Origin of the sequence: Thalassotalea marina, assembly GCF_014656435.1 — a bacterium.
GTDB classification, from domain to species: Bacteria; Pseudomonadota; Gammaproteobacteria; order Enterobacterales; family Alteromonadaceae; genus Thalassotalea_C; species Thalassotalea_C marina.
The window spans coordinates 149,957-162,029 of record NZ_BNCK01000007.1 but is presented as its reverse complement, the minus strand read 5'-3'; the positions used below and the strand labels follow the sequence as shown (position 1 = coordinate 162,029).

Annotated in this window: 13 protein-coding genes; 10 read left to right on the top strand and 3 right to left on the bottom strand. The window is 39.9% G+C overall.

Translation table 11 applies throughout. From position 1 onward, the window contains the following. Window positions 1–2 precede the first annotated feature (2 nt). The gene (locus IE199_RS15455; protein ID WP_189772296.1) at window positions 3–743 is read right to left on the bottom strand and encodes a transporter substrate-binding domain-containing protein; all 741 of its coding nucleotides are present in this window, start codon (window positions 741–743) and stop codon (window positions 3–5) included. A 213-nt stretch (window positions 744–956) separates the two neighbouring features. Here IE199_RS15455 and lexA point away from each other — a divergent pair, with 213 nt between their 5' ends. The 5 genes from lexA (at window position 957) to IE199_RS15430 (ending at window position 6,759) form a co-directional block, all read left to right on the top strand. After that, entirely contained in the window at window positions 957–1,580 is a 624-nt protein-coding gene (lexA, locus tag IE199_RS15450) for a transcriptional repressor LexA (RefSeq protein WP_189772293.1), read from the top strand. A 554-nt stretch (window positions 1,581–2,134) separates the two neighbouring features. Further along, window positions 2,135–3,628, top strand: coding sequence for a cytochrome c oxidase subunit II (coxB, locus tag IE199_RS15445; RefSeq protein ID WP_189772573.1), 1,494 nt, complete (start codon window positions 2,135–2,137; stop codon window positions 3,626–3,628). Between the two features lie 12 nt (window positions 3,629–3,640). Next, window positions 3,641–5,230, top strand: a complete 1,590-nt coding sequence (gene ctaD, locus IE199_RS15440) for a cytochrome c oxidase subunit I (RefSeq protein ID WP_189772291.1) — start codon at window positions 3,641–3,643, stop codon at window positions 5,228–5,230. Window positions 5,231–5,301: 71 nt separating this feature from the next. Beyond that, window positions 5,302–5,844: a cytochrome c oxidase assembly protein gene (locus IE199_RS15435; protein ID WP_189772289.1), complete on the top strand. Its 543-nt coding sequence runs from the start codon at window positions 5,302–5,304 to the stop codon at window positions 5,842–5,844. A gap of 30 nt (window positions 5,845–5,874) precedes the next feature. Further along, on the top strand, window positions 5,875–6,759 hold the full coding sequence (locus tag IE199_RS15430) for a cytochrome c oxidase subunit 3 (RefSeq protein ID WP_189772571.1): 885 nt from the start codon (window positions 5,875–5,877) through the stop codon (window positions 6,757–6,759). A gap of 34 nt (window positions 6,760–6,793) precedes the next feature. On the opposite strand, the gene IE199_RS15425 is transcribed toward IE199_RS15430, so the two are convergent. Then, the gene (locus tag IE199_RS15425; RefSeq protein WP_189772287.1) at window positions 6,794–7,003 is read right to left on the bottom strand and encodes a DUF2909 domain-containing protein; all 210 of its coding nucleotides are present in this window, start codon (window positions 7,001–7,003) and stop codon (window positions 6,794–6,796) included. A 34-nt stretch (window positions 7,004–7,037) separates the two neighbouring features. On the opposite strand from IE199_RS15425, the gene IE199_RS15420 reads away from it, so the two are divergent. From IE199_RS15420 to IE199_RS15400, 5 genes are read left to right on the top strand one after another with little or no spacing between them, the layout of a single operon-like run. Further along, window positions 7,038–7,820, top strand: a complete 783-nt coding sequence (locus tag IE199_RS15420; protein WP_189772285.1) for an SURF1 family protein — start codon at window positions 7,038–7,040, stop codon at window positions 7,818–7,820. Next, window positions 7,798–8,358 carry a redox-active disulfide-containing membrane protein gene (locus IE199_RS15415; protein WP_189772282.1) on the top strand — a complete coding sequence of 187 codons (561 nt, stop codon included), beginning with the start codon at window positions 7,798–7,800 and terminating at the stop codon, window positions 8,356–8,358. The genes IE199_RS15420 and IE199_RS15415 overlap by 23 nt, the downstream gene beginning before the upstream one ends. Window positions 8,359–8,362: 4 nt before the next feature. Then, window positions 8,363–9,370, top strand: a complete 1,008-nt coding sequence (locus IE199_RS15410; RefSeq protein WP_189772280.1) for a COX15/CtaA family protein — start codon at window positions 8,363–8,365, stop codon at window positions 9,368–9,370. 9 nt (window positions 9,371–9,379) lie between these two features. Next, the gene (cyoE, locus tag IE199_RS15405) at window positions 9,380–10,285 is read left to right on the top strand and encodes a heme o synthase (RefSeq protein ID WP_189772278.1); all 906 of its coding nucleotides are present in this window, start codon (window positions 9,380–9,382) and stop codon (window positions 10,283–10,285) included. A 9-nt stretch (window positions 10,286–10,294) separates the two neighbouring features. Then, on the top strand, window positions 10,295–10,924 hold the full coding sequence (locus IE199_RS15400; protein WP_229854758.1) for an SCO family protein: 630 nt from the start codon (window positions 10,295–10,297) through the stop codon (window positions 10,922–10,924). 15 nt (window positions 10,925–10,939) lie between these two features. Here the strand turns inward: IE199_RS15400 and IE199_RS15395 are convergent, their stop codons facing one another. After that, window positions 10,940–11,992: a polysaccharide deacetylase family protein gene (locus IE199_RS15395; protein ID WP_189772276.1), complete on the bottom strand. Its 1,053-nt coding sequence runs from the start codon at window positions 11,990–11,992 to the stop codon at window positions 10,940–10,942. Between the last annotated feature and the right edge of the window lie 81 nt (window positions 11,993–12,073).

Below are 12,073 nucleotides of genomic sequence, written 5' to 3'. Positions count from 1 at the left end.
TCTTATAAATATTGTTCTAGGGTAATTTGCCATTGTTGGTTAAGTGTCATATTGAGCATTATCTTTTCAACATGCTGATATAAAGCGTGATCCGATTTTGGGATAAGTACTCTTCTGTCATAAATGTCGTGCGGCTTCTTTGATAAATGAAATAAGGTAAACCAATCATTTTTTTTAACCACGTAGTTAAATGTTGAGCGACTAACAACAGCTGCGTCTATTCGTTGGTGCCTTAACATGGAAAACAACGATATTTCATCTGCGGTATCAACACGCTTTATAAGATTTTTATTTACGGCTTCGTCAATGCCAAAATAATAAAATCCTCTCACGCCTCCAAATATTTTTCCATGCAGTGACACGGGAGACATAAAAGTTAACGGTGTACGATTTAATGAAATTACTTCGTCTCGATCGGTAAATAGCCTCGATGTCCAAAAATACTTAGTTTCATTTTTATCTTTAAACCAAATAGGGTTTACGCCAACAACCAATCCGCCTAAGGCATCATTTTCTAACATGATATCGAGTCGCTTGCGTGGCATATAAACCAGCTCGAATTGATAAATATCACTGTGCTTATTGAGGTAGTTTATAAAATCAAAGTACAAGCCTTGCTTATCGATTTGGTTGATCAGTAAAGGGGGCTTTGCGTGATAAAAATAAGCAACTACAGGTGTTTTTTCCTTAGCAGATAAACTAAAGCAAATAATTAAGCTAAGTAATAATATGATACTGCGCACAAAATGGTCTCAGTTAATGAGTACTATTTTAATTATTAGCAGGAAAACGGTTTTTATACAGTTCATTTTATTTACGGCGTGGTCAAAACAGAATAGAAAGAATCAGTAAAAGTAACGAGTTACATCAAATTAAAAATATAATTGTCAGACTTGCTTATATTTACAGCCTGTATATACTGACAGGTAGACTGTCCAAATATACAGGGAACTACTGTGACCGAACTAAAGCCACTAACTAATAGACAAGAACAGATTTTTGATCTGATCCGAGAAAAAATAGCAGACACAGGAATGCCACCAACACGAGCTGAAATTGCTGATTTTTTTGGCTTTAAATCAGCTAATGCGGCGGAAGAGCACTTAAAAGCACTGGCAAAAAAAGGCTATATCGAAATGCTGCCAGGGACTTCTAGAGGGATTCGCTTAGCTGAAGAAGTACAACAAGAGGTGGGTTTACCGTTAATTGGTCGGGTTGCTGCCGGTGAACCTATTTTAGCCCAAGAACACGTTGAAGAACGATATCAGATTGACGGTAATCTATTTCATCCAGCGGCAGATTATTTATTACGAGTAAACGGTGAAAGTATGAAAGACATCGGCATACTCGATGGTGATTTGTTAGCCGTGCACCAAACAACAGATGTTCAAAATGGCCAAGTAATAGTAGCTCGTGTTGAAGATGAAGTGACAGTCAAACGTCTGAAACGTGAAGGAAACGTGGTATATCTGCATGCAGAAAACGAAGCGTTTGAACCAATTAAAGTAGATTTAACCAGCCAACATTTTAATATAGAAGGCTTGGCTGTTGGTGTAATTCGTTCTGCGGATTGGATGTAAACTTTGCTACTCTTTTAACAGGCTCTATTGGCAATTCTTGGTAATAAAGCCTGTTTTTAAAAACCTTGCCCCAAAATTCCTGTAAGCGTCATATATTCATATCTATTGTCCAGAGATTGAACATAATTTAACCAGTGTTAATTTTCATTGTTCGTTTTGTGAGCATTGTATTTCTGAAATGTAAAAATTATTTTAGAGCAAATGCTTAAAAATTATACATTGCTTGCAGCTCAAACCCAATAAGGCTTTAGCGTGTTTAGAGTTTATACTCGGTTGTAATTGTTATATTTTTTCAGAAGTTTTTGAACAATTAAAAATTGACCTAGATCAATTATTGAGTAATTCTAGATTAGAAAGTGTACAAATTATAACAATAAGGCGAATTGACACTTGCACAAAATATCGCCACACAACATTTAAAAAATAACAACAAAAACTCCTGCAAGAAGGGTCGAGCATTACTGTGTTGCACGGTTTTTGATTTGAGGGTAAGGAGATGTCTAGTGAAAAGACGTAACCTAGGTTGGCTGTTATTAGGGATCTTAGCTCCCAATATGGCTTGGGCAGAATCAAAACTAAACCTGACTAAAGGTGTGACAGAAATTAGTAATGACGTCTATGGCATGCACATGCTGGCGTTATATATCTGTACCGCTATTGGCATAGTCGTATTTGGTGCCATGATTTGGTCAATGATTTTCCACCGTAAATCGCGCGGTGTTACACCAGCAACTTTCCACGAAAGTACCAAAGTAGAAATACTTTGGACCGTTATTCCTATCGTTATATTAATTGCAATGGCTTGGCCAGCAACTAACACGTTAATTGCGATGGAAAATAACGACAATTCGGATATAACTATTCAAGTTACTGGCTCCCAATGGAAATGGCATTACAAGTACTTTGATCAAGATATAGAGTTTTATTCGGTGTTAGCAACGCCACGTACTCAATTTGATAATCGCGAAGGTAATGCTGAAAACAAAGGGCAACACTATTTGTTGGAAGTAGATAAGCCTTTGGTGATCCCTACCAATAAAAAAGTCCGTTTTCTGATAACTTCAGATGACGTTATCCACTCTTGGTGGGTTCCTGCTTTTGCTGTAAAACAAGATGCTAACCCTGGCTTTATTAATGAGGCTTGGACCAATGTCTCTGAACCTGGGATCTACCGAGGCCAGTGTGCAGAGCTTTGTGGAAAGGACCATGGATACATGCCAATTGTAGTAGAGGTAAAGTCAGAGCAAGACTATGCCGCGTGGCTTGATGAACAGCATCGTATAAAAGAAGAAGCGGCTGCTGCAGAAGCGGCTTCACTGAATGCTTCTTTATCCTTAGATGAGTTGATGAAAGAAGGTGAAAAAACCTACTTGGCACATTGTGCTGCTTGTCACCAACCAGGAGGTACAGGGTTACCACCTGCGTTCCCAGCACTAAAAGGCAGCAAGATCGCATTAGGTGAGGTTAACGCGCACATTGATATCGTTTTCAACGGTAAAGCGGGAACAGGTATGCAAGGCTATGGTAAACAACTTAGCTTAAAAGAAATTGCTGCCGTTGTTACTTATGAGCGTAATGCTTGGGGTAATAATACCGGTGATGCCGTTCAAGCAGCCGATGTACAAACTGCCACCAGTGGTTCTGCTTCAGCTCCTGCAGTAATGGATACTAGCGCTGAACAAACAAATAATACTCAGCTGGAAGCTCAAGAAGAAGACTTAAGTAAAACCTATACATTAGATGAGCTTATGACCAAAGGTGAGCAAGTTTACACTCGAGCATGTGCTGCTTGTCATCAGCCAACAGGCGCTGGTTTGGCACCTGCTTTTCCGTCATTAATTGGCAGTCCAATTATCACTGGTGATGTTGCTGCGCATATCGACATTGTTGTTAATGGCAGTAAAAAGAACCCTGCGATGGCTGCGTTTGGCACGCAATTATCAAAAACGGATATCGCGGCAGTTATTACATACGAGCGTAATGCTTGGGGAAATAACAGCGGTGATTTGGTTCAACCAGCCGATGTTGATGCGGCAAGTGCTAAGTAGGGAGAAAAGAATATGACTACCGAAGCAATTCACGACTCGCATGAACATGATCATCATGATCACAAAATGACGGGGATAAAACGTTGGCTATTTACCACCAACCATAAAGACATTGGTACATTATATCTTTGGTTTGCATTCATCATGTTGTTGTTTGGTGGTGCATTGGCTATGTTGATCCGCGCTGAACTTTTTCAGCCGGGATTACAATTTGTTGAACCTGACTTCTTTAATCAGTTAACGACAGTACACGGCTTAATTATGGTGTTTGGTGCCATAATGCCTGCCTTTACGGGTTTTGCTAACTGGATGATCCCTATGATGATTGGGGCGCCAGATATGGCTTTACCGCGCATGAATAACTGGAGCTTTTGGATCTTACCTTTTGCATTTGCCATTTTAATTTCGTCGTTTTTTATGGACTCAGGTGCACCAAATTTCGGTTGGACCTTCTATGCACCACTTTCAACAACTTATTCTAATGGCAGTACCGCCTTCTTTGTGTTTGCGGTACACATTATGGGTATTTCATCCATTATGGGTGCAATCAACGTTATTGTGACCATTATGAATATGCGTGCACCAGGTATGACATATATGAAAATGCCACTATTTGTGTGGACCTTTTTCATTACGGCTTATTTGTTGATTGCCGTTATGCCGGTATTGGCGGGTGTTGTAACCATGGTATTAACGGATACCTATTTTGGTACAAGTTTCTTTGATGCCGCAGGTGGTGGTGATCCTGTGATGTTCCAGCACATATTCTGGTTCTTTGGGCATCCTGAAGTGTACATCATGATATTGCCTGCATTTGGTATTGTATCCACCATTATTCCTACGTTTGCTCGCAAGAAGTTATTTGGTTACAGCTCAATGGTATACGCGACAGCGTCAATAGCATTTTTGTCTTTTATTGTTTGGGCGCATCATATGTTTACCACAGGGATGCCATTAGCGGGTGAATTGTTCTTTATGTACTGTACCATGCTAATTGCTGTGCCGACGGGTGTAAAAGTATTTAACTGGGTAGCGACGATGTGGCGTGGGGCAATGACATTTGAATTGCCGATGTTATTCTCCATAGCATTTGTCATTTTATTCACTATCGGCGGATTTTCAGGACTGATGCTAGCTTTGACTCCTGTTGATTTTCAATACCATGATACATACTTCGTCGTAGCGCATTTCCATTACGTTCTTGTAACGGGGTCGCTATTTTCTATCTATGCAGGAGCCTATTATTGGTTACCTAAGTGGACGGGTCATATGTTTAGTGAACGTTTAGGTAAAGCACACTTTTGGTGTTCATTAATCTCGGTAAATATCTTGTTCTTCCCTATGCACTTTTTAGGACTGGCAGGTATGCCTCGCCGTATTCCTGATTATGCTTTGCAGTTTGCCGACTTTAATAAGTGGGTAAGTATAGGGGGCTTTGCCTTTGGTTTATCTCAGCTTATTTTCTTGGCCGTTGTGATCCAATGTATCCGTGGCGGTAAAAAAGCTGAAGCTAATCCGTGGGAAGCAGAAGAAGGGTTGGAGTGGAGTGTTCCTAGTCCTGCACCTTATCATACATTTGAAACACCACCGAAAATTGATTAACTGCTACGGCACTAGTTATCTCTAGTGCCATATCGCTAGATTAAACTTAGGTTTGAGCTATAGGTGAAAATATGACAGAGCAACATCAGCAAAATATTAATAAGTCAGTGAAGAAACTGACCTTGATCGTGTGTGCGATGTTTGGATTTGGCTTTGCTTTGGTGCCTTTATATGACGTTTTTTGCGACATTACCGGCTTAAACGGCAAAACATCAAATCAAGCTGCTAGTGTCAATGAAAATGGCGTTGATGAAAGCCGACTAATAACAGTGCAGTTTATTAGTCACTTATCAAAAGGCATTCCTTGGCAATTTGAACCTATGGTAAAGGAAATAAAAGTTCATCCTGGCGAAACTAAGTTGGTGAAGTTTTATGCAAAAAATGATGCGGCAAGAGACATTGTTGGGCAAGCAGTACCTTCTGTTTCACCTGGCCAAGCCGCGGTATATTTTCAAAAAATAGAGTGTTTTTGTTTTAATCAGCAGCCATTAAAAGCCAGCGAAGATGTGGAAATGGCGCTGCAGTTTTATGTAGATACTGAGTTACCTGAAGAGGTAAACACAATCACTTTGTCGTACACCTTATACGATATAACCGGCAAAGTTGAATCTTAAATTCTGAGGCGAAAGCACAGGGGAAAGATGATGACAACAAAAGAATATGAAACTTATTACGTACCGGCACAGAGCCATTGGCCAATTGTCGGAGCTATGGCGCTGTTTTTAATTGCCATTGGCGCTGCTAACTACGTAACTGATTTAAAAAATGAAGAATCGGGTTTTGGTGGCTATATATTGATAGCTGGTCTAGCCATGGTGATTTACATGGTATGGGGCTGGTTTAGCAACGTTATCAATGAGTCGATGGCTGGTAAATATAGCCATCAAATGGATACCTCTTTTAGACAGGGTATGAGTTGGTTTATTTTTTCAGAAGTGATGTTTTTTGCCGCGTTTTTTGGGGCTTTGTTTTACGCGCGTATGTTTTCTGTACCTTGGTTAGGTGGTGATGGCAATAATGCCATGACCTTTGAAGTATTATGGCCGCAATTTGTCGCTGAATGGCCTTTAATCAAAACACCAGATGGCACCTCAACAACGGCGATGGGGTGGTATGGATTACCGTTAATTAACACTATTATCCTTTTAACCTCTTCTGTTACTGCCCACTTTGCTCATGTGGCCTTAGAGCAGGAAAAACGCTCACAGCTTAAACTTTGGTTGGGGTTAACTGTGTTACTTGGCTTAGTGTTCTTGTTTTTACAAGGCGTAGAGTATGCTCACGGTTATTCGGAAGAAATGAAACTTTATTTAACTAGTGGCATTTATGGCAATACTTTCTACATGCTAACTGGGTTTCATGGCATGCATGTTACCTTAGGTACAATCATGCTGATTGTCATGTTTGTTCGTGTTATGAAAGGTCATTTTACGCCCCAAAATCATTTTGCATTCCAAGCAGCGAGTTGGTACTGGCATTTTGTCGATGTTGTCTGGGTACTATTGTTCTTTTTTGTCTACATCTTATAGTGAGAGGCATAGCAAAGGCGCAGTATTGCCTTTGCTAGTAAGGACGGGGGTTAGGAGTGATAACACCCGTCAAAATACCTAATAATAAAATCAATACAATAATTACCGATGTTAAGACGCGTCGGCCAATGAACTTAGACATTTTTGGTTGATTAGGATCGTTTTTGTTCATGATTCGCAGCGCACAAAACAAGTTGTAAACCATAAAGATAAGTAATCCTACAATGATAATTTTAATGATCATTTAGCCCTCAAAACTCAATACTAATTGGTGTGGTATGAAGGTAGCGACAATAAAAGACTACGTTTTACAATTAAATTGGCTACTGGTGCTATTTACTTTGCTTGTCTTTGTTGGATTAATCAAGCTCGGATTGTGGCAATCAGCTAGGGCCACTGAAAAATATGAACGCCTGATAAGAATTACTGAATTGTCTGCGCTTAGCGCTTTTTCAATAAACCAGGTTATGCATTTGAAAATGCAGGATGAAAACATCAATGACCTACCTATTGAAATAACAGGATATTTGAATCCAGATAAGGTGTTCCTATTGGACAATCAAACCCACCAAGGCAAGATTGGTTATCGAGTGCTGCAAGTCATGGAACTGGGAGCGAGTAGCGTATTAATTAATTTAGGTTGGGTGGCTGGCAGCAAAATAAGAACAGAGTTACCAACATTTAAACAGTTTTCAGGCAATTTAACGATATTGGGGCATGTCAGAGTACCTGAAAGCGGTATTCAGTTAGCTGAAGATGTTTATCAACAAAATGAATGGCCTAAGCGAGTACAACAAATTGAATTGGCGAAAATTTCACAGATAATTGGTCAAAAAATGTTGCCCTTTGTGATTTACTTAGATAAAAAAGAATCTATCGGGTACATAAAAAATTGGCAACCAATCGTGATGCCACCAGAAAAACACCAAGCTTATGCGTTTCAGTGGTTTTCGTTAGCAGCGGCGTGGTTAGTTTTAATGTGCAGTGCCAGTATCTGGCACTTCCGACAAGGGTCTAACAATAATAAAAGGGAAAGCTATGGTCACAACGAAGAACGATAAATCAAAACGGTTATTGATAATCGTATTGGCAGTATTTTTTCTTCCTGTCGTTTTGGCCAAGTTAGCACTTACGTTTCAATGGTTTGATTATGGGGTGACAAACCATGGGCAACTGCTTGAAGAACAGCAAACTATTGTCGATTTAGGGCTGGATCAAAATACATTTTCTGAACAATGGCTGTTAATCTATCACCCGCCAGCGCAATGCCTTACAAATTGCCAACAAGCACTACATATTCTTAATAGCACTTATATCTTACTTGGAAAAGAAACACCTCGAGTAACGCCGATTGTTTTGAGTCAACGTCAATTAACACAACAACAAAAACAAGTGTTTCACCATCAAAAATGGCAATTTTTAAAACCTTCATCTGCCATGAATCAAGCGATGGAAGATAATCAAATCATAATTGCCGATCCCATGGGAAACCTAGTAATGACACATAAGGTGCCAATTGGTGAAGAAAATATACAAGTAATGGCCAAAGCAATTTTAGCCGACATGAAAAAACTTCTTAAATATTCAAAAATTGGTTAGCAGTATGCAAGATAAAAAAATAATAACACTTAGAAAACTTGTACTGATCAGTATCTTACTTACCATAGTGGTAGTGAGTTTGGGAGCGTATACTCGATTAACTCACGCCGGTCTAGGATGTCCAGATTGGCCTGGATGTTATGGACATTTAGATGTACCAAAAACAGCTGAGGAAATTTCTAGAGCCGAGGCAAAATTTCCGGAAAGACCGGTAGAGGCACACAAAGCATGGAATGAAATGATCCATCGCTATTTTGCTGGGAGTTTAGGGCTCTTTGTTTTAGCTATCTCAATTCTTGCCTTTAGGGCGAGACAACATGGCGCCCCCGTTTTGTTACCTTTAGCAATTTTAGCTGTGATTGTCTTCCAAGCAGCGCTAGGTATGTGGACAGTAACAATGATGTTGATGCCCGTTGTTGTGATGGGGCATTTACTCGGTGGTTTTACCACACTGTGTTTATTGTTTTTGCTCTATTTAAGATTAACACCCTATCGAGTGCCAGGTGGTGATAGTAACGTAAGGCGCTACGCAAAATTTGGCATGATTGGCATCGTTTTATTGACTGCACAAATTGCTTTAGGTGGCTGGACATCGTCTAACTATGCCGCACTTGTCTGTACCGAATTGCCAATTTGTCAGGGCAATTGGAGCAGCGAACTTACCTTCGAAAACTCATTTGATTTAGTGCCGCCTGAACGAGAAAGTTATGAATTTGGTCATCTTCAGCATGATGAGCGTGTCACTATTCATGTAATGCACCGCATCGGAGCTATAATCGTAACGCTATATTTAATGTGGTTGTCGATTAAAGTGCTGACTAGAGCAAACAGCCAATTTTTTAAAACAGGTGCATTAGCGTTAATGACAGTGCTTGGCATACAGGTGGGGTTAGGAGTAAGTAATATCGTGTTTTCACTGCCTCTTTCTGTTGCTGTCAGCCACAATGTTGTGGCCGCATGTTTGATGTTAGTGTTGATTTCTCTCACCTATAGCCTGAAACGTAAAGCCTAGGAGGCAAATATGTCATCTGTGCAGTCAATATCGGAAAAAGTCCATGTGGCGTCATGGCGGGATTATTACGAAATCACCAAACCAAGGGTAGTGGCTTTATTAGTATTAACCGCATTGGTCGGTATGTGTTTATCAACGCCTGGTGCGATTGCATGGCAGGTTTTAATTCCTGCCATCTTGGGTATTGGCTTTTTGTCATCATCGGCGGCGGCAATTAATCATATCGTTGATGAAAGAATAGACAGTGAAATGGCGAGAACACATAACAGGCCGGTCGCTACTGGCAGGATGAGTGCGTTACAAGCAAGTGTTTTCTCGGCGTTACTCGCCATTGTTGGTTTTGCCATGTTGTATGCCCTAGTGAACCCTCTTACGGCGTATCTTACGTTATCAGGATTAGTTGGTTATAGCTGTGTTTACACTATGTATTTAAAGAGGGCTACACCACAAAATATCACTATTGGAGGCTTGGCGGGTGCAATACCACCGCTCTTGGGTTGGACAGCGGTAACTAATGAAATTCACCCCAACGCATTGCTATTGGTTTTACTGATATTTACTTGGACACCACCGCACTTTTGGGCACTGGCCATTCATCGCAAAGACGATTACGCCAAGGTGAATATCCCTATGTTGCCGGTCACTCACGGAGTAGCATTCACCAAAACACAAATTTTGTTGTACACAATTCTACTTTTTGTCGTTGGTTTGTTGCCGTACCTAGTTGGTATGAGTAATTGGTTGTATTTAGTTGGAGCCGTGGCGCTTAATCTGATATTTTTTGCATATGCATGGAAGTTGAAGTTTAATGCCGATGAAACTACGGCAATGGATACCTTTAAGTTTTCTATTGTTCACTTAATGTTGCTGTTTATCGTATTATTGCTCGATCACTATTTATTACCCATTTCATAAGGAATCTTTGTGAATAAAGTTGTTGTTTTTATTTTAGCTTTGGCTGCCATGGCGACAGGTATTTTTGTTTTTCAAACGATGAATACTAAGGCTCAGCCAGAATTTGCACTTTATTATCAAGAGCCTAGAGAAATAAAACCATTCAGCTTAGTAGATCAACATGGAAGTGCCTTTACCAACCAACAGCTCGACGGCAAATGGTCATGGGTATTTTTTGGTTACACCTCATGTCCTGATGTATGCCCCACGACTCTTCAAGAGCTGAACTTTAATTATGAAGAGCTGAAAGCGGTTGCAGCCAACACCCAAGTTTTACTTGTGTCAGTTGACCCGCAGCGAGATTCGGTTGAAAAGTTGTCGCAATACATTAGTTACTTCAATGACGAGTTCAAAGCGTTAACCGCAGGGCACGAAAAATTGTTCCCCTTTGCTCGAAACCTAGGTTTAATGTATGCCATTAATGACCAGCAAACAGATGAAAATTATTTAGTCGATCACAGTGCATCGATTGTATTAATTAACCCCCAAGGCAAAATAGCCGCAATATTTAAACCCGTTCAAGAAGTTGGTCAACTCCCCATTGTTTCAGGGGAGCAGTTAGTCAGTGACTTTAGCAAAATTGTTAACTTGGAAAGTTAAAATTTCTAGCTGGCTTTAAAGTGGATACCAAGTGTTATCTTTGTTAAGAATAAACCATTGTTGAGAGTACCAATAATAGCGCCCTGGTTTGCTTAGGCTGGGGGCTGTACAGTTACTTCTGACCCTACCTGTAGGTAATGGTTTATCAAAAGTTAAACTGAACTCTTTATCATTAATCCATTGAACTTGTTGTTTTCCGATACCAGTAACATAACAGTTAAGTTGTTGCTGTTTAATGTCGTTATTGTTGACTTGAAACTTTGCCGACGTTAACTCTCCCTGTAAAAATATCGTTTTGTCTTTATCTGTTAGTAACTTAATGTCAAAAGGTAAAGAGCTTAACTTGTACTTTAAACTAGCGATCTTATCGTACGGCATAGATGCTGGAAAACGAGGAATGATGGTTAAATCGGTATGGCTTCCAACGGCGCCACTTTGTTGTGAAAAGCCAACATAGTTTAGTTCTTTTAACCAAGCCTGTATTTCTGGGGTGTACTCGCCATAAGGGTAAGCAAAATAGCGCCAAGATTGGCCAGTTTCTTCTTTGATTATAGCTTCTGATTTTTCAACCAGTGTCGCTTGCAGACCTAGCCATTGTTCTAATGTTTGACTTTGTGGAACACGAGCTAAAGAGTCGTGTTCAAAGCCGTGATTAGCTAATAAAACACCATCATCCGACATGGCTTTTAGCTGTTGCCAATTTAAATAGCTCTTTGAGCCTTTTTTTATGATGCCGGGGTTAATGAAAATGGTAAAAGGAAACTGATGTTTATCTAAAATAGGTTTTGCGTTCGTTAAAATATTTAAATAAGCGTCGTCAAAAGTAATAGCCACCGTTTTATCTGCTAAAGGTTTGTTATGTTTTATCGCTTCTACTAACTCGTTTAAGGGGATAATAGTAAAGTCATTGTCTGCTAAATATTGCATATGAATGGCAAATTGAGCCGGTGTGATACTGGTACTAGCTGGCGTGGTTTCACTCACATGGTGATATTGCAATATTACCGCAGCATGGCTAGCAATACTAAATAGCGAAATGGCGCAAAAGATAAAAAAGCGTTTCATCATAAAATAAAGTTTCTATAAGACCTTGTGGCTTTAGTGTAACATGAAGCCAACAAAGGCAAACTATTCAATAGTCTGCGTGAT

Coding starts and splice junctions, on each gene's coding strand:
- IE199_RS15410 (WP_189772280.1), top strand. CDS start 8,363: ATGCAAGATAAAAAAATAATAACACTTAGAAAACTTGTACTGATCAGT.
- cyoE (WP_189772278.1), top strand. CDS start 9,380: ATGTCATCTGTGCAGTCAATATCGGAAAAAGTCCATGTGGCGTCATGG.
- IE199_RS15420 (WP_189772285.1), top strand. CDS start 7,038: ATGAAGGTAGCGACAATAAAAGACTACGTTTTACAATTAAATTGGCTA.
- IE199_RS15395 (WP_189772276.1), bottom strand. CDS start 11,992: ATGATGAAACGCTTTTTTATCTTTTGCGCCATTTCGCTATTTAGTATT.
- IE199_RS15415 (WP_189772282.1), top strand. CDS start 7,798: ATGGTCACAACGAAGAACGATAAATCAAAACGGTTATTGATAATCGTA.
- coxB (WP_189772573.1), top strand. CDS start 2,135: ATGGCTTGGGCAGAATCAAAACTAAACCTGACTAAAGGTGTGACAGAA.
- IE199_RS15435 (WP_189772289.1), top strand. CDS start 5,302: ATGACAGAGCAACATCAGCAAAATATTAATAAGTCAGTGAAGAAACTG.
- IE199_RS15425 (WP_189772287.1), bottom strand. CDS start 7,003: ATGATCATTAAAATTATCATTGTAGGATTACTTATCTTTATGGTTTAC.
- ctaD (WP_189772291.1), top strand. CDS start 3,641: ATGACTACCGAAGCAATTCACGACTCGCATGAACATGATCATCATGAT.
- IE199_RS15430 (WP_189772571.1), top strand. CDS start 5,875: ATGACAACAAAAGAATATGAAACTTATTACGTACCGGCACAGAGCCAT.